The 19979-nt window shown below is 43.5% G+C and carries 18 protein-coding genes; 14 read left to right on the top strand and 4 right to left on the bottom strand.

Features of this window, described 5'->3' with window-relative positions; translation table 11 throughout:
- Positions 1 to 118 precede the first annotated feature (118 nt).
- Both HXT34_RS01810 and HXT34_RS01815 read right to left on the bottom strand, forming a co-directional pair.
- Positions 119 to 934 (bottom strand): fructosamine kinase family protein, encoded by an 816-nt coding sequence (locus tag HXT34_RS01810; RefSeq protein ID WP_421785416.1) that lies wholly within the window; start codon positions 932 to 934, stop codon positions 119 to 121.
- 90 nt (positions 935 to 1024) lie between these two features.
- Positions 1025 to 1483 carry a hypothetical protein gene (locus HXT34_RS01815; RefSeq protein WP_102703171.1) on the bottom strand — a complete coding sequence of 153 codons (459 nt, stop codon included), beginning with the start codon at positions 1481 to 1483 and terminating at the stop codon, positions 1025 to 1027.
- 209 nt (positions 1484 to 1692) lie between these two features.
- Here HXT34_RS01815 and leuS point away from each other — a divergent pair, with 209 nt between their 5' ends.
- Positions 1693 to 4677: a leucine--tRNA ligase gene (gene leuS / locus HXT34_RS01820; protein WP_421785208.1), complete on the top strand. Its 2985-nt coding sequence runs from the start codon at positions 1693 to 1695 to the stop codon at positions 4675 to 4677.
- 743 nt (positions 4678 to 5420) lie between these two features.
- The gene (locus tag HXT34_RS01825; RefSeq protein ID WP_421785210.1) at positions 5421 to 6317 is read left to right on the top strand and encodes a hypothetical protein; all 897 of its coding nucleotides are present in this window, start codon (positions 5421 to 5423) and stop codon (positions 6315 to 6317) included.
- Between the two features lie 51 nt (positions 6318 to 6368).
- Here HXT34_RS01825 and HXT34_RS01830 read toward each other — a convergent pair whose 3' ends face one another.
- Both HXT34_RS01830 and HXT34_RS01835 read right to left on the bottom strand, forming a co-directional pair.
- The gene (locus HXT34_RS01830; RefSeq protein WP_421785212.1) at positions 6369 to 7370 is read right to left on the bottom strand and encodes a DNA cytosine methyltransferase; all 1002 of its coding nucleotides are present in this window, start codon (positions 7368 to 7370) and stop codon (positions 6369 to 6371) included.
- Positions 7370 to 7552: a helix-turn-helix domain-containing protein gene (locus tag HXT34_RS01835; protein ID WP_421785418.1), complete on the bottom strand. Its 183-nt coding sequence runs from the start codon at positions 7550 to 7552 to the stop codon at positions 7370 to 7372. The genes HXT34_RS01830 and HXT34_RS01835 overlap by 1 nt, the downstream gene beginning before the upstream one ends.
- Positions 7553 to 7976: 424 nt before the next feature.
- Between HXT34_RS01835 and HXT34_RS01840 the strand changes: the two genes are divergently transcribed.
- The 12 genes from HXT34_RS01840 (at position 7977) to metF (ending at position 19961) form a co-directional block, all read left to right on the top strand.
- Complete coding sequence (locus HXT34_RS01840) at positions 7977 to 8774, top strand: ComEA family DNA-binding protein (protein ID WP_421785214.1); 798 nt, start codon at positions 7977 to 7979, stop codon at positions 8772 to 8774.
- 7 nt (positions 8775 to 8781) lie between these two features.
- Entirely contained in the window at positions 8782 to 9021 is a 240-nt protein-coding gene (locus tag HXT34_RS01845) for a hypothetical protein (RefSeq protein ID WP_421785216.1), read from the top strand.
- Positions 9022 to 9050: 29 nt separating this feature from the next.
- Entirely contained in the window at positions 9051 to 10490 is a 1440-nt protein-coding gene (locus HXT34_RS01850) for a ComEC/Rec2 family competence protein (protein ID WP_421785218.1), read from the top strand.
- A 66-nt stretch (positions 10491 to 10556) separates the two neighbouring features.
- On the top strand, positions 10557 to 11585 hold the full coding sequence (gene holA / locus HXT34_RS01855; RefSeq protein WP_421785220.1) for a DNA polymerase III subunit delta: 1029 nt from the start codon (positions 10557 to 10559) through the stop codon (positions 11583 to 11585).
- Between the two features lie 84 nt (positions 11586 to 11669).
- Positions 11670 to 12242: a tRNA (adenosine(37)-N6)-threonylcarbamoyltransferase complex ATPase subunit type 1 TsaE gene (gene tsaE, locus HXT34_RS01860; protein WP_421785222.1), complete on the top strand. Its 573-nt coding sequence runs from the start codon at positions 11670 to 11672 to the stop codon at positions 12240 to 12242.
- 125 nt (positions 12243 to 12367) lie between these two features.
- Positions 12368 to 13204 carry a tRNA (adenosine(37)-N6)-threonylcarbamoyltransferase complex dimerization subunit type 1 TsaB gene (gene tsaB, locus HXT34_RS01865; protein WP_421785224.1) on the top strand — a complete coding sequence of 279 codons (837 nt, stop codon included), beginning with the start codon at positions 12368 to 12370 and terminating at the stop codon, positions 13202 to 13204.
- Between the two features lie 24 nt (positions 13205 to 13228).
- A complete protein-coding gene (gene rimI, locus HXT34_RS01870) occupies positions 13229 to 13759 on the top strand; it encodes a ribosomal protein S18-alanine N-acetyltransferase (protein WP_421785226.1) in 531 nt (176 codons plus the stop codon).
- A gap of 21 nt (positions 13760 to 13780) precedes the next feature.
- The gene (gene tsaD / locus HXT34_RS01875; protein WP_004106430.1) at positions 13781 to 14824 is read left to right on the top strand and encodes a tRNA (adenosine(37)-N6)-threonylcarbamoyltransferase complex transferase subunit TsaD; all 1044 of its coding nucleotides are present in this window, start codon (positions 13781 to 13783) and stop codon (positions 14822 to 14824) included.
- A 93-nt stretch (positions 14825 to 14917) separates the two neighbouring features.
- On the top strand, positions 14918 to 16063 hold the full coding sequence (locus HXT34_RS01880) for a tRNA (adenine-N1)-methyltransferase (protein WP_421785228.1): 1146 nt from the start codon (positions 14918 to 14920) through the stop codon (positions 16061 to 16063).
- 9 nt (positions 16064 to 16072) lie between these two features.
- Positions 16073 to 16630 (top strand): SixA phosphatase family protein, encoded by a 558-nt coding sequence (locus HXT34_RS01885; RefSeq protein WP_421785230.1) that lies wholly within the window; start codon positions 16073 to 16075, stop codon positions 16628 to 16630.
- A gap of 118 nt (positions 16631 to 16748) precedes the next feature.
- Positions 16749 to 19103 (top strand): 5-methyltetrahydropteroyltriglutamate--homocysteine S-methyltransferase, encoded by a 2355-nt coding sequence (gene metE, locus HXT34_RS01890; RefSeq protein ID WP_421785232.1) that lies wholly within the window; start codon positions 16749 to 16751, stop codon positions 19101 to 19103.
- 3 nt (positions 19104 to 19106) lie between these two features.
- Positions 19107 to 19961, top strand: a complete 855-nt coding sequence (metF, locus tag HXT34_RS01895) for a methylenetetrahydrofolate reductase [NAD(P)H] (protein ID WP_421785234.1) — start codon at positions 19107 to 19109, stop codon at positions 19959 to 19961.
- The last annotated feature ends 18 nt before the right edge of the window (positions 19962 to 19979 follow it).

Here is a 19979-nt window from a genome sequence, read left to right on the forward strand (position 1 = left end):
TTTCGTGGTCTATCTGTTGCTGTCTATATGTGTTCTACTTGTAACTATCTTCTAACATTGTATATAGCTGTGTGCTAAATACTTACGCTGCTATTTTAGGCTATTTTAGTGAGCAAAATTATCTTATAGAACTTTTTATAAGACTTTTGCACATATTACGGTATTCGCTCACGTAACCTCCACCAAAGAACACGCAATGTCCTGCAATAGGGTAGAGCTGCCAAATAATCATGCGCTGCTCAAAACCTGCTTTAAGTGGGTGAACAGACTGATAGCCGTCTAAAATCTGTTTAAAATAGCTGATTCCAAATAGATGAAGCATTGCTAAGTCTTCTTCGCGGTGCCCACCATGTGCTGCAGGGTCGATTAGCACAGCTTCAGTGTGTTCGCCGTCTGAACTTTTAGTCCATAACACGTTTCCACTCCACAAGTCTCCGTGAACTCGAGCAGGCTTATCTTCTGCAGCTTTTCCTAATAAATCAGGCAGCGCATCAATAACTTCGTTTGTAAGATCTAAATCGCTTTTAGTAAGCTCTCCGCGAGCAATACCAAGCTCAACCATAGGACGCAATCGTCCGTCCGCAAGATAGTCAATAACATTACTCCAAGTGCCAGTTGGCATTTCAACTGGATCGCTTAAAGGTCCAAAATAGCATTTGCCATCGTAGTCTGCTGGTGCTTCACCAAAATATTTTGCACCGTAATCGTGCATATGGGCAAGCGCTGCACCAAACTCAAATGCAGCAATTGGTGTTGCTGAGTGAGTGTCAATGCGTTCAATATTAAGGTAACCGTTTCCCCAATCAAATACTTCAGCCACTCTAGGGCCGCCATATTTATGAGCTTCAGAAAGCCATTTTAAGCCCTTACCTTCGCATTCAAAGAAACGCTCAGGAGCGTATAATCTACTTTTCTTATATACAGCGTTGTTCATAGAAGCCTTCTTAACGTAGTAGCGCATACGAAACATGCGCTACATACTTAATAAAATATTTATTAATAAATTAAATTATTCCCAAACTCACTATTTTACTGAAGTATTAGCACAATCAGATGCTTTGTGTTTAAGTGCAGGGCAGAGCGTTTTTGCAAATTGATAACCAAAAAGTAATCCTGCTAAAAAGAGTGCAGTTCCTAAGCCTGTGTAGAACACTGCAATAAACTGTTCTGGAGCTGCGTTAGTTGCGCGCAAAGCAATTCCGCCTGTCATCATAAAAGCCATAATTATGAAGGATTTTACGTCAAAGAATTTTAGGAAAAACTGCTTTTCTTCCGCATAGCCGTTAATTCTTTGAGTATGCTTTTTTACAAGCTTGCCAAAAATTAGGAATTGGAATATGCCAAAAACAAGAATAGACAAAGCATAATTAAGTGGTTGCAAATAATTTTGGTATGCTAACAACCCAATATTTAGAATATTAAAGCCTGCTGCTGCCCAAACTAAACAAGCAATAAGTAGTAGTGTATTCTTCGGTACTTTCAATTCTTAACCTCTTGTATCAAAAAGTTATTTAATAATAATTTGTTTACTATTGTTTTGTTTACTATTGTAATAATTGATTTTATGAAAAAGCTTGTTTGCGTAAATTTATTGCATTAAACAGTAAAACTTTCGTAAAAAGCATATTTTTCTTAACAAAACTTGTAAAAAGTGTTGCGTAATGACGATATTAGACGCTATAGTCCTAGGGTATGAACGACAACGATCAACAGTATGCAACAGCTGACAACAAAGCTACTATTGCTGAGCCAGCTTTTCGTTACAACGCGCAGCTCGCACAAGATATTGAGCAGCGCTGGCAAAAAACCTGGGACGAGCAGGGCACATTCTGGGCTGCTAATGTTAAGGGCAATTTGAAGGATGGCGAAGGCAGGAATGCTGACGGTCGTCCTTCTTTCTTTGCAATGGACATGTTCCCGTATCCTTCTGGCAAGGGCTTGCACGTTGGACATCCTCTTGGATACTTGGCAACGGATGTTGTAAGCCGCTACCATCGCATGAAGGGCGAAAACGTGCTTCACGCAATGGGTTACGACGCTTTTGGTTTGCCAGCAGAACAGTATGCTGTTCAAACTGGTCAGCATCCACGCATCACCACTGAGGCGAATATTGCTAATATGCGCAGGCAGTTGCATCGTATGGGCTTGAGCTTTGACGATCGTAGGTCTTTTGCAACTATTGACACGAATTATGTGCGTTGGACTCAATGGATTTTCTCGAAGCTTTATGACGCTTGGTATGACACTGATTTTGTGCGCAAAGACGGCGGAAAGGGTTCTGCTCGTCCGATTGCTGAACTCGTTGACGAGTTTAAGAGCGGCAAGCGCGAAATTCCTGGTTTTGCAGGCAAAAAGTGGGAAGAACTTAACAAAGTAGAGCAAGCGGACGTTTTGAACGACTTCCGTATTGCTTATATTTCTAAATCTCCTGTGAACTGGTGCCCAGGCTTGGGAACTGTGCTCGCAAACGAAGAAGTTACTGCAGAAGGTAAGTCTGAGCGTGGAAACTTCCCAGTATTCCAGCGCAACCTTCGCCAGTGGTCCATGCGAATTACCGCTTACGGACACCGCTTGGTTGAAGATTTGAACACTATTGATTGGCCAGAAAAAGTTAAGCTTATGCAGCGCAACTGGATCGGCGAATCTCACGGCGCATCCGTGCACTTTGAAGTGCCGTGTGCTGACGGCGAAACGTGCGATTTGGAAGTGTACACTACTCGTCCAGACACGCTTTTTGGTACAACTTTTGCGGTTGTTTCTGTTGATCACCCAATTCTTGAGCATGTTCCAGAAGCTTGGGGTGCAGACGTTCCAGAAAGCTGGAAGGGCGGTTACGCAAGTCTTAAAGAAGGTTTGGCAGAGTATCAAGCTCAAGCTCGCGCAAAAACTGCTAAAGATCGCACGGAAGATGCAGGAGCAAAAACCGGCTTGTTTACTGGTCTTTATGCAATTAATCCTGTAACTGGAGCAAAACTTCCGCTCTTTACTGCAGACTACGTGCTTATGGATTACGGTACAGGCGCAATTATGGCAGTTCCTGGCGGCGACCAGCGCGATTACGATTTCGCAAAAGCATTCGGTTTGCCAGTAATCTACACTGTTGAGCCTTTGCCTGATTCCGAAGAAAAGTTGGCAGATTACGAAGGTAAAGCTCCGTTTGTGTCACACGACGGAATTGTTATTAATTCAGCAGTAGAGCACACTCATAAGCTCGGCGATGCTTTGTCTATTAACGGTTTGCGCGTAGACGAAGCTATTAAAAAGGTGACGACTTGGCTTGAAGCTGCAGGCGTAGGAAAAGGTAGGGTTTCTTACCGACTTCGCGACTGGCTGTTCTCTCGCCAGCGCTACTGGGGTGAACCATTCCCAATCGTTTACGATGAGGACGGTGTTGCTCACTTAGTGCCAGATAGCGAGCTTCCAATTGCTTTGCCGGATGTTCCAGACTATCAGCCAAAAACTTACGCTCCAGACGACGCAAATTCGGAGCCTGAAGCACCTTTGAGTCGAAACGATGATTGGGTAAAAGTTCAGCTCGACCTTGGCGACGGCGTAAAGACCTACTATCGCGACACCAACACTATGCCAAACTGGGCTGGTTCTTGCTGGTATTACATGCGCTACTTGGATCCAAACGACGCTGAGCATATGGTTGACAGCGACGAATATGACTACTGGATGGGCACTAACCGTCCAGGCAAAGAGCATGTTTCTGGCGGCGTTGACCTTTATGTTGGTGGTGTAGAGCACGCAGTTTTGCACTTGCTTTACTCCAGGTTCTGGCATAAGGCGCTTTACGACTTGGGTTACGTGGATTCTGCTGAACCATTCCACCGCCTGTTTAACCAGGGCATGATTCAGGCTTACGCTTATACGGATGAGCGCGGACAGTACGTTCCTGCTGACGAGGTTGAAGAAGGCGCTTCAAACGGCGCTGGTGAGCCAACCTTTACATGGCACGGCGAAACCGTGAACCGCGAGTTCGGCAAAATGGGCAAGAGCTTAAAGAATATTGTGACTCCAGACTACATGTATGAAAACTACGGTGCAGATACGTTCCGCTTGTATGAAATGAGCATGGGTCCGCTTTCTGAGTCTCGTCCGTGGAATACGCGTAACGTTGTTGGTGGAATGCGATTCTTGCAGCGCTTGTGGCGTAACGTTGTGAACGAAGAAACCGGAGCTTGCGTAGTAACCGACGACGCTTTGGACGATAAGACGCTGAAGATTCTTAACAACACAATTGCAGAAGTGACTGTGGAAATGGAAGCAATGCGTCCAAATACTGCAATTGCTAAGCTGATTGTGCTTAACAACCACTTGACTTCGCTTCCTCACGTGCCGCGAGCAGCTGTTGAGCCTCTGATTCTTATGCTGGCTCCAATCGCGCCGCATATTTGCGAAGAAATGTGGAGCAAGCTTGGACACGCAAAGTCGATTGCTCACGCAGATTGGCCTGTTGCGGATTCTCGCTACGTTGGTGAGGATACTGTTACTGCCGTTGTGCAAATCAAGGGCAAGGTTCGAGCAAAGCTTGAAGTCGATCCAAATATTGACGCTTCTGAGCTTGAAAAGCTCGCGCTAGAAGCCGTTGCTGATCGCTTGGGCGGTAAGGCTCCGCGCAAGGTGATTGTGAAGGCTCCGAAGATTGTGTCTATTGTGCCTGACGAAAGCTGAGTCAAGGTTAAAGTCGGCTTAATTAAGCTGCGCATTGACTTGCCGGAGCGCTCAAAGCGTAGCGCGCGTAGGCATTTCAATGCGGAAACTCGCGTTGGAAGTCCAGTGGACTTCCAACGCGAGTTTCGTAGCGAGCGCGTTACCCGCGCGAGCGTTTGATTCTTCGCGCTTAACAGCATTTTTTTTTTCGAGGTTTCTGCGTTAGTAACGAATAATTGCGATTTAGCGTTACTTGTGCAGTGCGTAGACTGCGCCAGTAACGAATAAGTGGAGTTATACGTTACTCGTGCAGTGCGTAGACTGCGCCAGTAACAGCGTTTGACGGTTTATTGCTAAATATTCAGCTAATGCATGCTTCGAACGCCAATGTGTATAAGAAATAAATCACATTCGATATACCACGAGCCCTACTGCAGTAATGGTTATGAGCTTATTTTTACGCACTTTTTGTACGTGTGACGAATGTGCAAAAACAGATTCGATTACCGCAATACGTTTGTATTGCAAGACTCAAGACATGATTTTTACACATTTTCGACCTATAGTCAGAAAAAATTGCTTGCTATGGAAGAGATGGTGCGAAAACAATAAATATGATTTACAATAACAGCGAAAATCAATTAGCAAATTATAAAAGGTAAGTTAAAGTAAATACAAATATAGTATATGTAATCTTTTTAATTTTAAGATGTAAATATTAATAATATTTTATGAAGTTGTAAAATGAGATAGGAAATTTAGCTATGTCAAAAACGTTCGGATTTGAAGAGCACAAAGTGTTATCTTTATTTAGTATAGATAATACTTTCTCGTATAAAGATAAACAATTTAAAATAATTAATTCTGGAAAACCAACTTGTAAAAAAGGTGAACCAAAAACTGATATATACGTACGGGCTATTGACGCTAACAGTAATATTAAAGAATTTAAAATATCTTTTAAGAAAGAAAATGCTGAATTTCTTGAAAATAAAACTAATGCTATTAGAGCAGAACAGCTATTTGGCTATAAATGGAAAGAAATTATAAGTGCATCTACAGCTAAGCTGAAGAGTAGTTTTGAATCAAAACCATTGATATATAAAAGTAAATTAGGTCGTATTGAAGATGGTGCAATTACTCTTGGCTGGAAATTTGAATTATTAAATGTTAAAAGCGGGAAATTAAGTGAAAAAATAGATCTTACTAGGCAGCAAGTCATTGATGTTTATGCAGGTACAAACCTATCTGAAGATAAAAGAAATGCGTACGTTAATAATACGATTGTAAAAGATAGCGGTGTCGCTAATTTTTTGCTATTTGAAAAAGATAATGTAGATACTGTTCAAGATGCAGTTAATTCTCTAGTTACTATTGAAGAATATGTTAATAATCACCCAGAAGTATATTTTGCTTGCAAAGCCCTAAATTATCGATCGATTAAAGACGAATATGATGGTAACAGACCTTTGGCTGTTTATGTAAATTGGTTCGTGAATAACGGAAAATTGGATTATAAATTAGTATTTGATAGACCTCTTTTGGAAAAGGGAGATGCTGTATATGAACGATTAAAATCAGCTTTAGATTTATTAGGCATTTCCAATACTAATGATTTAAGTCTTGAATTAATAATGCATACTGAATCTGTGAACATATAGGCATAAATAAGTGGTGGGAACTTTAAACTCAGATCCCACCACTTATCTGAATTATGATAGAACTTTTTTAATTGCAGTAGCTATTTCAAATGCCAAATTTACTGGTACTGCGTTTCCAATCATTTTATAGCCTATATCTAAGCTATCGTATATGAACTTAAAATTATCTGGAAATCCTTGTACTCTGGCTACTTCTCTTATTGTCATTCGACGGTATAGAGATTCTTTTCCTTTTACAAACCTGCAATCATTAATACCTAATTTAACCATCTTAGGAGCTTGAGGATGGAGCTGACATTGTCTTCCAGAAGCTTGCACAGTGAAACCTTGTTCATTCCAAGAACGGACTCTGTTTCTACTCATAAAAATAGATGAGAATGCGCCAATAAAATATTCATTATTGTTGATAGAGTCTGGGTTGTGGTGATTTTTTGTTATTGCAGGAACTGCAGTATTCTGCAAATCCCAAATGACATCTTTTAAGGTAAGTTTTTTGTCATCATCCTCTGTAGATCCTTTTGGAAAAGAAAATTTTATATTTAAATCTTTTCTAAATCCTATATAGAATACGCGTTTTCTATCCTGAGCAACACCATAGTCTTTAGCATTAACGAGTGTAAGATTTACATCATAACCAGCCTCATTAAAAAGTTTCAGAATACTTTGAACCGCGCTGGAATGCCTATTGGCTAACATGCCGCTCACGTTTTCTGCTAAAAAGAATTTAGGTTTAAAATCCTTCAGTATACGAATATAGTCGAAGAAAAGTTTCCCTCTGTCGTCATTTATGCCTCTCAAAGAACCGGCTTCTGACCAAGATTGGCATGGCGGTCCACCGATAATTCCATCCAAGTCGTCAGACAGATATTTAGAGATATCATTTTTTGATACTTTTCTAACATCACCTTCGATTAAATGTGTTTTCGGATGATTAATCTTGAAAGTATCCCATATAGTCTTGTCGAACTCATTAGCTACCGGTATTTCAAAACCAGCTTTCTCGAATCCTAAATCCAATCCGCCGCATCCGCTAAATAAACTAAGTACTTTCATTATTTTCCCCCCAAGTTGCTGATATCAATATTGAAATCAATTCCGCGGTCCTCGCAAAACTTCTTTATTTTTGTTAAGGCCTTGTAGTTAGGAACCGCTCTATCATTTTCCCATCTATTAACAGAGCAAAAGGAAATGTTTATGCTGTTTGCAAAATCTTCCTGACTTAGAAGACTTTGCATTCTTATACGTTTTATTTCCTCATTAATACGCACTACAACTCCTTTTACTATATATTTAATATAGCGTTTATATAAAGTTTAATCAAGTAAATTTTAAAAGCATAGGTAGTTGGAAGAGGAATTATATTCAGCAATATATGTGTTGCGCGATTTTTTGTGCTTTACAGCATTTTTTTTCGAGGTTTCTGCGTTAGTAACGAATAATTGCGATTTAGCGTTACTCGTGCAGTGCGTAGACTGCGTTAGTAACGAATAAGTGGAGTTATACGTTACTCGCGCAGTACGGTTTCTGCGTTAGTAATACGATTGTAAAAGATAGCGGTGTTGCTAATTTTTTGCTTTTAACCACAGGCGCGGATTTTTGTTGCGAAGTGCTATAAGTTGCCCAATAGTTAAGTTAAGAACTTTAAGAGTTGGGGGATTTATGGAAGACTTTGAGCAGAATTTTGGGCAGAATTATGCGCATAATTTTAGGTTTAATAAGCCTGCGTCTGATTTGCCTCGGAGACGAATTGCAACGTCTTTAGAAGAATTTTCTAACAGTAATTTTGGTAAAAATTTTAGTGACGACTATTGCGAAAAAGCTTGTAATTCTTTTGATGAAGAAATTATAAGTAGCAAAACTTCTCCTAGATTTCACATGAAGCCTGTGCATACGCTTGCTTTAATGCTGATACTAGTTGCAGCTCTTTGTGCAAGCTTGACAATGCTTATTTCTCAATCCTTAACATATCAACGAGTTCAGAACGAAAAAGCAGGCGCGTTTGCAATAGAAAACGACGATACTAGTCGCGAAAAGTCTTCTTTTAATAATGTAAAAGATAAGAATAAAAATGATGATGAAGAAAAAAGCGTAAGTGATGAAAGCGTCGAAAACAGCGTAAGCGACGAAAACAGCGGAAGTGACGGAGGTGATGTAAGTAAAGGCAATAACGGCAGTAAAGGCGACAGCGGAAGCAACAAAAGCGACAGTAGCAACAAAAGCGACAGAAGCAACAAAAATACTGCTTCTAATCAAAGTAACACTGGCAGAATCAATATAAACACTGCAACGCTTGATCAACTACAAACCTTAAAAGGAATCGGTCCCAAAACTGCTGCGCGCATTATTGCTCAGCGTAAAAGAGTTGGTTATTTTCGCAGTTTAGAAGATTTGATGCAAATTAAAGGAATCGGGCCTAAAACCTTGAATAAATTCCGTGGGAATGTTGACGTCAAATAGGTGAATTATGCGAGAAAACGTAGAGATAGTAGAAAACGTAGAAAAAGTAGAAAACGTTTCTGGAAGTCGTGACTTTCGTATGATTCCTGTCGCTGCAGCGTGCTGGGCTGGGTGCTTAATTGGAAAATTCTTATACGATTTTACTATAATTTATTGCATTTCAATAGTTTTATTCAATGCAACTATAGTTTCGATTTTTATATTTTGCAAAAAATTAAGTTTTTTATATGGCGCAGAACAGTTTTAGTAATAATAAACGTTTTTGTAGCTGCGTGCATGCTTTCGTACATAACTCAATATGTGATATCTGGTGACGTTATTATGCGAGAAATACGCGGCAATAATCCTACTAAAGCACTGTATTCTCAAGGAAATAATGCCGAACGCGCGCATTTTGCAGAATTTACAGTAGTTACTCCTGTGCGCTCGTCTAGAAGTTTTAAAGGAGATTGCCAAGCAAATGTTCAAGTGCATAAGTTTGATGCGCAAAAAAGTTACGTTCAAGCGCGACTGTATGCGTATTTGCCAATATGCAAGCAACTTAGTTATGGTTCGAGCCTAAGCGTTCCGGTTAGCGTAAAAGCTTCGAGATTTGATAGTAGTAAGCCTGAATTGCATGTAGAAAAAACTCAACGAAACTTGCATGTTGTACAAGACTCAGACTTTTGGCACAAAGTCGTTAGTAATTTGTGGAAATCGTTTTATGACGTAACAAATAAGCTCGATATGCAAGGCAGAATGTTGGTTCCTGGAGTAACTGTTGGCATGCTTGGGCAAGAATATGTGCCAGTAGAGGATGCAAGTTCACTTGAGCCTGTCGACGAAACTTATGCGAATATGACACGTCAACATTTTCAACATGCTGGAATCATGCACGTTATGGCAGTTTCAGGCGGACACTTTTTGCTACTTAGTATGATTATTCGCAAGTTTTGCGCACGATTACTGTTAGCTCGTTGGGCTACATCTTTAATACAAATTACGTTGCAAATTGCTTTGGCTGCGATAGTTTACCCTTCTGCGTCTGTGCTTCGAGCGTTAATTATGGGAGTAATATCCGCTGTTGCGTGGTGTTGCAAACGCCCATACCAGTCAGCTAGTGCTTTAAGTTGGACTGTTATAAGCGTGTTACTAGTAAACCCTTCGTACGCTTGGGATTATGCTTTTGCTCTTTCTTCTGCAGCAACTTTGGGAATTGTTGTTATGGGAGTGCCGATTTCTAAAACGTTTGCAAAATATATGCCATCTTGTGTTGCTTCTGCGCTAGCTATAACGCTTTCTGCACAATTTTGGACTATGCCAGTGCAAATTCTTATGCAACCGGAAGTGTCTTTTATGTCTGTGCCAGCTAATCTAATAGTTGCGCCTCTTATGGATTGGGCAACAGTGTGCGGATTAATTTCACTAGTTTGTGCGAGCTTTAACGATGGATTATCGCTTATTTTTGCGAGAGCTTCATCAATTGGAACAAGCTTTATGCAAAAGTGCGCGTGTTGGTGCGATGAAGTATCTTTTGGCGTGTTTCCATGGATAAAAGGTGCTGCAGGAGCGTGGGCAATGTTGTGTGCAGAATTTGTGATATTGGCTTTGTTTATGCTAGCTTTGCGCGCTTTTCGCAATAAGTATTATGTTCAAAGAGCTAGCATAATTGGTCAACTGTGGTCTGCTTCGGCAAAGCGAACGTTACGAGAAGCAGAGAAAATTTTCGAAGAGTAGCAAACACGCACGCATATTCGAATGCAATATTATGATGGTTAAGAGTTGGTTGGTTTAAGGAGCATTATGGCAGCAAATAATAAGCGCGCGCAACGCGTTATGCCAGTTACGCTGGTAGTTGGAGGTGACGCTTACTTAAACGAGCTAAATGCTCGAAATGTGCGTGAAAAAGTTCAAAAAAGTGCTCCGGATGCTGAAATTATTGAACTCGATGCGTCAACTGCGGATCAGTACGCATTTGATGAAGCTGTAGGCCCTTCGCTTTTTGGCGACGGAACGATTGTAATAATAAATAATTTGCAACAAGCAGACGAGTCTTTGGTAGACGCAATCGAAAATTTCTGCAAACAAGCGCAAAATAGCGAAAATAATGCGCAAAATAGTGAAAATAACGAAAATAATTTTGTAGACTCTTCTGCAACTTGGGTTATTGCACGTCACGAAGGTGGGCTTAAAGGAAAGTCTATTATTACGCGCCTTACGAAAGCTGGCGCAAACACAATTACAGTGCCGGATCTTAAAAAAGACGATGCAAAACTCAACTTTGTTATGAGCATATTTGAGCGTCACAATCGAAGCGTTGAGCCTCAAGCAGCACAACGTCTTGTGGCGGTTTTGGGTGGCAAAACAGGCGAGCTTGCATCATTATGCTCGCAATTATGCTTCGACTATGACGATAATCCAATAACGCTTGATATTGTCGACCGATACTTGATTGCAGATCCGCAAGTTACCGGCTTTTTTGTTGCAGATAAAGCTGTTGCAGGTCATGCAGGTTCTGCAGTGCTTGCAGCAAGAACTGCAATTGCTCAAGGAGTTGACGCCATAGCCTTAATAGGTGCTTTGGCTGCAAAAGTACGCGTAATTGCGCTCGCAATGGCAGTTCGTAACGGTACGATTTCTAGTGCTGAAGCGAAAGTAAACCCGTGGGCTCTTAAAATGGCAATGCGTCAGCTTGCTGGATGGAATAGTGCAGGTGTTTCTCAATGTTTGCAATCTTTAGCTTGGGCGGATGAGCAATGCAAAGGCGGATCTAGTGATGCGAATTATGCGCTTGAAAAATGTATTATGCTCATTGCGTCTCGAGGAAATTAGAAAGCGTAAATTAAGAATCGTAAATAAGAATCGTAAATAAGAAACATAAATTAAGAACTGCAAATTAGAAAGATTGTGTTAAGTATGAAAGAAGAAACGGTGTCAGAACAGCAAAAAGTTTGTACTGTGCCTACGGATACTGATATGCGCGAGCTTGGCAAAGCTGTGGCAAAACTAGTTAAAGAAGGCGATGTTTTGCTGCTTTCTGGTCCTCTTGGAGCTGGTAAAACAACGTTTGCTCAAGGTTTTGGCGCAGGGCTTTCAATTAGTGAGCCGATTGTGTCTCCAACTTTTACGATTGCGCGCGAATTGCATGGCACTTTTGCGGATGGCAAGCCTGCGACTTTAATTCACGTTGACGCTTACCGTTTGGGTGGCGAAGATTTTGCTCCGGGTCAAGATACTGTTTCGCGTTTGCTTGACGAGCTTGAATCTTTGGGGCTTGATGAAGCTTTGGAAGAGCCGGGAGATGGCACTGTTGTGCTTATGGAGTGGGGTGAGCAAATGGCTGGAGTGCTTGCTGCTGAGCGTTTAGAAGTTCATATTGCAAGACCTATTAACTCTTCGCAAGCAGACGATTTTACTAGCGATGGTGAGCGAATTGTAACTTTGAAAGCTGTTGGCGAGGATTGGCTTAATCGACTTGCAAAATTGTAACTAGAAATACGCGAGTAAATATTGCGAGTAATACGCAAGTAAATATCGCAACAAATAACGCAACAAATAACGCAAGTTGTGCTAAGCGAGTAAGCTAGTCTGGTACGTGATTTCGAGGAATAAACATGAGTAATACGCTGATTATTGACACATCATTTGGCTCTACTGTTGGAATTGTGGACCATGAGCCGATTGTTGAAACCGACTCTCGCACTCACGTGGAGCGTTTGCAAGTAAATATTGCAAAAGTCGTGGAAAATGCGGGGCTTAAGCCTTCCGATATTAAACGCGTGGTTGTGGGAGTAGGTCCTGCTCCTTTTACTGGTCTTCGCGCAGGATTAGTTGCAGCAAAAGCGATTGCGTTTGCAAATAATGCTGAAATTTTGGGGTGCGATAGTCTTCTTCCTCAAAGCCTTATGATGCGTTCCGGTGCGTTTGAAGAAGCGCGCAAAAATGGCGCTATTTGCAAGGATTTGCTACTAAATATTCCAGATTCTGAGGATTCTTGCGACTCTACTATTCGCCACTACGTGCTTTCGCTAAACGATGCGCGCCGTCGCCAAGTGTACATGTCCTTGTATGACGGTGAAGGAAATGCGCTAATAGATATGGATATTGACTATCCGCAAAATGCTGTAGCTCGTGTAAACGAGTATTTAGCTAGCGAAAATGGCGAAAATGGCGAAAATTGTTGCGTGGATGTGCTCGGTCACGGTGCTAAAAAGTACGTTGAGGATTGGCGAAATATCGCGCATGTTGGCATTATTGCAGAAGTTTCTGCGCTTGACTTGGGCTCAAGTGGTTTGAAAATTTTCGAGCAGTGCTCTTTGGAATGCGCAAATAAAGATGAGCGCGTAAAAGCTGTTGAACCGCTGTATTTGCGCCGTCCGGACGTGTCTGTGCCAAATCCGCTTAAGCATGTGCTTGGCTCTGGCGAAGCGAATAAAGCAAAAGAAAAATAGAAGCGTTTAACGATTTGAGTAATTATGATTGTTGATATAACGCGTTCTAAATTTCCAGCAGTAGCCGAGAATTGCAATATAGTGCCGAAATGCGATTTTACTTGCGATGAGTTAGCGCAAAAAATAGCTCCTATTGAAGCCGACTTATTTGGCAAAGGCTCATGGAATGAGAGCATGATTTCGCAAGAATTGCAAGCTCCTATGCGCGCGTATTACGCTCAAATCGACGAAAATACGCATACGTTATGCGGGTATGCAGGCTACTGGTTTGATGGCGATGACGCGCAAATAATGACAATTGGCGTTGCGAAAAAATATCAAAGAAAAGGCTTAGCGTCGGAACTTTTATCAACTATGATCAAAACCGCAGAAAAAATTGGTGCTAAACGCATGTTGTTAGAAGTTCGAGTTGACAATGTTCCTGCGCTCGCGTTGTATGAACGTTTTGGTTTTAAGAAAATGGGTTTGCGAAAACGTTACTATCAGCCAGAAGGCGTGGACGCGTACACGATGTGCGCTAATCTAACCGCAAAAAATAACGGAACTGAGGAATAACGAGGAATAACGAGGAATAAAATGAGCGAAGCAATCGTATTGGGAATTGAATCAACTTGTGACGAAACAGCCGCAGCTATTGTGCGCGGACGCACGCTGGTGTCAAATGTGGTGGCATCTTCAATGCAAGAGCATGCGCGCTACGGCGGTGTGATTCCAGAAATTGCTTCTCGCGCTCACGCCGAAGCTTTCGTGCCGGTTGTTTCTAAAGCTTTAGCAGACGCAAACATGGATTTAAGCGATGTTGACGCGATTGCAGTAAGCGCAGGTCCTGGTTTAGCTGGTTGCTTAGCTGTGGGTGTTTCGGGAGCTAAAGCGCTAGCTTGGGCTGCAAATAAGCCGATTTATGGCATTAATCACGTAATCGGGCATATTGCAGTAACGCAATTGCAATTCGGTGACGTGCCGGAAGATGTGCTTGCTTTAATTGTTTCCGGCGGCCACACTTCGCTTCTTCACGTGAACGATATTGCTAGAAGTATTGACGTTGTTGGCACAACTTTGGACGATGCTGCCGGCGAGTGCTTCGATAAAGTTGCGCGCTTGCTTGGATTCCCATACCCGGGTGGCCCTCATATTGATAGGCATGGCAGGCTTGGCAACCCGGATACTTTGAAAGTTCCGCAAGGCTTGACGCAGGGGCGTTCTGGCAAAGAGCATCCTTACGATTTCAGCTTCTCGGGCGTAAAAACTGCTGTTGCTCGCTGGGTTGAAGCGCGTGAGGCTCAAGGTCTTGAAATTCCAGTTGACGACGTGTGCGCTTCTTTGGCTAATTCTGTGGCGGAAGTGCTTTCCAGAAAAGCTATGATGGGCTGCGAGCAGTACGGCTCTAAAACGTTGATGATTGGCGGCGGCTTCTCCGCTAATTCGCAGCTTCGTGAGCATTTGTTGGCTTGTGGCAAAGAGCATGGAATTGAAGTGCGTTTGCCGGAGCTTAAGCTTTGCACGGATAACGGTGCGATGGTTGCAATGCTCGGCGTGAATTTGGTGGAAGCAGGTGTTCGTCCTTCTGCTCCTGATTTTGCAATCGATTCTGCTATGCCGCTTACAACGGTGAGCTTATAATAGTAGAAATAATAAAAATCGCGCTAAAAAGTCGCTAAAAATTAGTAATAAAAGTCGTACTAAAAAGTCGCTCTAAAATAAGTGAGGTGTTTTGTGCAGTCAGTTAATTCGCGTAGTGGAGTGTTGCGAGTAGGTGAGAAGATTCAATTCACCGATCGTAAAGGTAAGCGAATTACTGCACAACTTGTTGCAGGCGGTGTTACGCAAACTGAGCACGGTCTTATTTGTCACGACGACGTGATTGGTCAAAGCGAAGGCGTTGTAATTACTACTGTGAGCGCAAAGCGCGAAGCTCAGCAAACTATTGTTGATCCTTCTAAATCGTCCAACAAGCCTTGGAAAGCAGCACGCGCTATTGGTGGCTGGGATTACGTAGTTATGCGACCGCGCATGGTTGACTACGTGCTTTCTATGCCTAGAGGCGCGCAAATTATGTATCCGAAAGATATTGCTCAAGTAATCGCTTTAGGAGATATTCGCTCCGGCATGCGCGTTTTGGAGTCGGGTGCAGGCTCTGGAGCTATGAGCTTAAGTCTTTTGGACGCAGTTGGGGAGTGCGGAAAGCTTACGACGATTGAGCTTCGCCCGGATTTTGCGCGAATTGCTGAATCTAACGCAACTTTGTACTACGGAAAGCGTCCAGAATGGTGGAATTTGCTTACTGGCGATTTTGATTCTGTTGCAAAAACTTTAGACGCGCACAGCGTGGATCGCATTATGCTCGACATGCTTGATCCTTGGAATCGCCTCGAACAAGCGCATCGCGTTATTGTGCCGGGAGGCGTGCTTATTGCGTACGTGACGACTACTACGCAAATGTCTCGAATGGCTGAAGCTTTGCGAGAAAGCGGCGTGTGGACCGAGCCGGAAATTCAGGAAACATTGGAGCGCACGTGGAAAGCGCAAGGTTTGGCTGTGCGCCCGGATCACGCGATGATTGGTCACACTGGATTTTTGATTGTTTCTCGCGCAATGGCAGAAGGTTTTAGTGCTTTGAAGAAGCGTGAGCACGGTACTAAAGATACTGTGAGCGATATTGACGATATGACAGCAGAAGAGCGCGCTGAACAGTTGGAAGACTTGTCTTTGCGCGATATTTCGGATCGTAAATTGCGTAAAGTTTTGCGCGATTTAGACGTGCAGCTTGCGCAATTGCCGGAAGATTTGCAGTTGCAAGATTCGCAAGATTTGCAAGATTCGCAGTCTGCACAACAATCAGCGCATAATCAAGCTAAGTAGGAGAGCATTATGGCATCACCAATGAAAAAGCTTATGAAAAAAGCACATCATAGTAAGTACGTTTTGTTGCTGATGCGTCATGCTAAAGCTGAGGCTCCTCAAATGGGTGACGATTGGGGTCGTGGCCTTACAGATAAGGGCTTGAAGCAGGCGAAAATTATGGCAAAGGGCTTGGAGTCTTTGAAGCTTGTGCCGGATTATATTGTGTGTTCTAGCGCGAACCGCACTGAGCAAACTTTGAAGCGAATGTTGAAGCGTTTTGGCGATGCGCCTGTGGTTGAGTCGCGCAAGAGTCTTTACGATGGTGGTATGCAATCGGTTATGACCGAGTTGCAAGCTATTCGAGGCGATGTTCATACGACGATGATTGTGGGTCATGAGCCAACGATGTCGATGGCTGCGCAGTGGCTTTCTTCGCCGGATTCGGATCCGGATGTGCTTGGGGCGATGCGTTTGGGGCTTGCTAATGCGTCGGTTGTGGTGCTTGTGTCTGATCGTCCATTCGCGACTTGCGGCTTGCGCGGCGCCACAGCACTCGCAATCCTCACCCCCAAATCCTTCGCCTAACCATACGAAATTAAGCATATAAATTAAGCTTATAACGACACCCCAAGTTCTTGAATGACCGCATTCAAGCATTTCTTTGCTAGGCTAAAGCGAGTCAAAGAAATTTTTTGGAGGATGTATGTCTGCGGTTTTTACTTCTGTTTCCGGTTTCCCACGTATTGGCGCTAATCGTGAGTTGAAGAAGATTATTGAACGTTACTGGAAGCAGGATGCTTCTTTGGATGAAGTGCGTGAAGTTGCTCAGTCTTTGCGAGCTAAGCATTGGCGTTTGCAAGCTGAAGCTGGGATTGATTTAATTCCAAGTAACGATTTTAGCTACTATGATCAAATGCTCGATACTGCTATTTTGCTTGGTGCTGTGCCTGAGCGTTATCGTAAATTGAATTTTGAGCATGCTGAGGATACGCTTTTTGCTATTGCGCGCGGCTACCAGGGCGAGCGCGGAGATGTGACGGCTTTGCCGATGAAGAAGTGGTTTACTACGAACTACCACTATATTGTTCCGGAAGTTGAGAATCCGGAAGGCTTGCATTTGGCTGGAACTAAGCCTTTTGATGAGTTTTTGGAGGCTCGCGCGCAGGGTTTGGAAACGAAGCCTGTGCTGATTGGCCCGTACACTTTTTTGAAGTTGGCTCGTACTCCTGAAGCTCAGGAGTTGGAAGTAACTGAGTCTGTGATTTCGGCTCTGGCTTTTGCTTATGCGAGTATTGTTAAGCGTTTTGGCGAGCTTCACGCAACTTGGCTGCAGTTTGATGAGCCTTATTTGGCTTTGGATAAAGAGGAAGGCGATTTGGAGCTTTTTGAAGCTTTGTATAATCCTTTGCTTGAGGCTAGGGGCGCGGAAGTTAAGCTTCTTCTTAACACTTATTTTGGAAATATTGCTGACGCTTACGAGACTGTGAATAATCTTGGTTTTGATGGCGTTGGTGTTGATTTGGTGGAAGGCAAGGACGAAAATCTTGCAGCCATCGAGCGTTACGGCGTGAACGAAAAAACTACGCTTTTTGCTGGCGTTGTGAACGGCCGTAATATTTGGCGCAACGATTATGCTGTGAGCCTTGGGCTTATTGACGCTTTGCGCGAGAATGTTACGGATCGCGTGGCTGTTTCTACTGCTTGCTCGCTTCTTCACGTGCCTTTTAGCACTGTTGGTGAGGATGCTTTGGGTGCGGATGTTTTGCAACATTTTGCTTTTGCTGTTGAAAAGTTGCAAGAGATCCGCGATATTGCCAATCTTGCTGTAGAAAGTGACGAAAGCCGCAAATCGAGTAACGTTTTGGCTAAAAATCAGGCTTTATTTGACGGTTCGCGAGTGAAAGCGGATGCCTCTGTTGCCAATCGTCTTGCGAATCTTAAGGATTCTGATTTTGTGAGACTGCCGGAGAGGGCGGAACGTCAGCGTTTGCAAAAAGAAGCTCTTGGCTTGCCGGATTTGCCAACGACAACTATTGGATCCTTCCCACAAACGAAGGATATTCGTAACGCTCGTGCTGATCTTCGCAAGGGCGAAATTACTCGCGAAGCTTACGACGAGTTTATGCGCGATCGCATTGCTAAGTGCATTGAGCATCAGGAGCAAATTGGCTTGGATGTGCTTGTTCACGGCGAGTTTGAGCGCAACGACATGGTTGAATATTTCGGCCAGCATTTGCGCGGCTTTAAGTTTACGAAGAACGCTTGGGTGCAGTCTTATGGCACGCGCTGCGTGAAGCCTCCAATCGTGTGGTCGGATGTTTCTCGCGAGTCTGCAATTACTGTGGAGTGGAGCGCTTACGCTCAAAGCTGCACGAAGCATATTGTTAAGGGCATGCTTACTGGTCCTGTGACGATTCTTAACTGGTCTTGGCCTCGCGAAGATATTACGCACGAAGAGCAGACTCAGCAGTTGGCTCTTGCTATTCGCGATGAAGTGTTGGATTTGGAGTGCGCTGGTATTCGCGTGATTCAGATTGATGAGGCTGCTTTGCGCGAAAAGTTGCCGCTTCGCCGCTCTGATTGGCATAAGAAGTATTTGGATTGGGCGATTTCTGCTTTCCGCCTGGTTCATTCTGCTGTTGCTGCGACTACGCAAATTCACACGCATATGTGCTATTCGGAGTTTAATGACATTATTCGCGATATTGACGCTATGGATGCGGATGTGATTTCTTTTGAGGCTTCTCGCGGCGACTTGGTTGTTCTTGATGCTATTCACGACGCGCATTTTGAGACTGAGGCTGGCCCTGGAGTTTATGACATTCATTCTCCGCGCGTACCTGGTAAGGCGGAGCTTGTGGAGCGTATTCACGAGATTTTGCGCAAGATGCCTGCTCAGAAGCTTTGGATTAACCCGGATTGCGGTCTTAAAACTCGCGGAGACGCTGAAACTTGGCCAAGCTTGGAGAATCTTGTTGCTGCAGCTAAAGAGGTTCGTGCGGAGCTTTCTAATGCTCAGCAGTGCAATTCGCAGTGCAATTCGCAGTGCAAGGGGTGAGTTATGCCGTATAAACCAAAGTTTTCGCTGGAAGTTTTCCCACCTAAGCGCACATCTCCTATTGGTACGATTTACGATACTTTAGATGGCTTGAAGGGTCTTGACCCGGATTTTATTTCGGTTACTTACGGCACTGGAAAGCTGCAGGATCGTACTGCTACTGCGCGTATTGCTCATACGATTCGCTCCGAATATGGCATTGACGCGGTTGCTCATTTGACTGCTCGCTACCTTGATTACGATGCTGTTGATGAAGCTTTGGAAATGTTTGATAATGCTGGCGTTTCTGGCGTTTTGGCTTTGCGAGGAGACGTGATTGCGGGCCAGGAAGCGGCAGGCGTTTTTGAGCACGCTAGTGACTTGGTTTCATACATTCGTTCCAAGCGCCCGGATTTGCCGATTTTGGGCGCTTGCTACCCGGAGAAGCATCCGGAAGCTGAAAGTTTGCAAGCGGATATTGAGAATCTTAAGCGCAAAGTTGATGCTGGCGTTACGCATTTAATTTCGCAACTTTTTTACGATAACGAGGATTTTTTGCGCTTTCGTGATTTAGCTCGTGCGGCCGGCATTAACGTGCCGATTGAAGCTGGCGTTATGCCTGTGGCGAACGCTTCGCAAGTTAAGCGCATGACTAGCCTGTGTGCGTCTCGCATTACTTCGCAAGTTTCCGCAATGATGGATCGCTGGGGGAGTAACGCTGATTGCTTGCGCGATGCTGGCAGTATTTTTGCTTCCCAGCAGATTAACGATTTAATTGCCGAAGGTGTGGATGGTATTCACTTGTATACCATGAATCACCCGGGCATTGCGCGCAGGATTTGGGCGAATGTGAAGCCGCTGTTTACGAAGATTGGGTAGTGTGCGCGACTTTTGAGC

Origin of the sequence: Gardnerella sp. DNF00983 (assembly GCF_049244265.1) — a bacterium.
Taxonomy (GTDB): domain Bacteria; phylum Actinomycetota; class Actinomycetes; order Actinomycetales; family Bifidobacteriaceae; genus Bifidobacterium; species Bifidobacterium vaginale_J.

Coding starts and splice junctions, on each gene's coding strand:
- HXT34_RS01810 (WP_421785416.1), bottom strand. CDS start 934: ATGAACAACGCTGTATATAAGAAAAGTAGATTATACGCTCCTGAGCGT.
- leuS (WP_421785208.1), top strand. CDS start 1,693: ATGAACGACAACGATCAACAGTATGCAACAGCTGACAACAAAGCTACT.
- HXT34_RS01825 (WP_421785210.1), top strand. CDS start 5,421: ATGTCAAAAACGTTCGGATTTGAAGAGCACAAAGTGTTATCTTTATTT.
- HXT34_RS01830 (WP_421785212.1), bottom strand. CDS start 7,370: ATGAAAGTACTTAGTTTATTTAGCGGATGCGGCGGATTGGATTTAGGA.
- HXT34_RS01835 (WP_421785418.1), bottom strand. CDS start 7,552: ATGCAAAGTCTTCTAAGTCAGGAAGATTTTGCAAACAGCATAAACATT.
- HXT34_RS01840 (WP_421785214.1), top strand. CDS start 7,977: ATGGAAGACTTTGAGCAGAATTTTGGGCAGAATTATGCGCATAATTTT.
- HXT34_RS01845 (WP_421785216.1), top strand. CDS start 8,782: ATGCGAGAAAACGTAGAGATAGTAGAAAACGTAGAAAAAGTAGAAAAC.
- HXT34_RS01850 (WP_421785218.1), top strand. CDS start 9,051: ATGCTTTCGTACATAACTCAATATGTGATATCTGGTGACGTTATTATG.
- holA (WP_421785220.1), top strand. CDS start 10,557: ATGGCAGCAAATAATAAGCGCGCGCAACGCGTTATGCCAGTTACGCTG.
- tsaE (WP_421785222.1), top strand. CDS start 11,670: ATGAAAGAAGAAACGGTGTCAGAACAGCAAAAAGTTTGTACTGTGCCT.
- tsaB (WP_421785224.1), top strand. CDS start 12,368: ATGAGTAATACGCTGATTATTGACACATCATTTGGCTCTACTGTTGGA.
- rimI (WP_421785226.1), top strand. CDS start 13,229: ATGATTGTTGATATAACGCGTTCTAAATTTCCAGCAGTAGCCGAGAAT.
- tsaD (WP_004106430.1), top strand. CDS start 13,781: ATGAGCGAAGCAATCGTATTGGGAATTGAATCAACTTGTGACGAAACA.
- HXT34_RS01885 (WP_421785230.1), top strand. CDS start 16,073: ATGGCATCACCAATGAAAAAGCTTATGAAAAAAGCACATCATAGTAAG.
- metE (WP_421785232.1), top strand. CDS start 16,749: ATGTCTGCGGTTTTTACTTCTGTTTCCGGTTTCCCACGTATTGGCGCT.
- metF (WP_421785234.1), top strand. CDS start 19,107: ATGCCGTATAAACCAAAGTTTTCGCTGGAAGTTTTCCCACCTAAGCGC.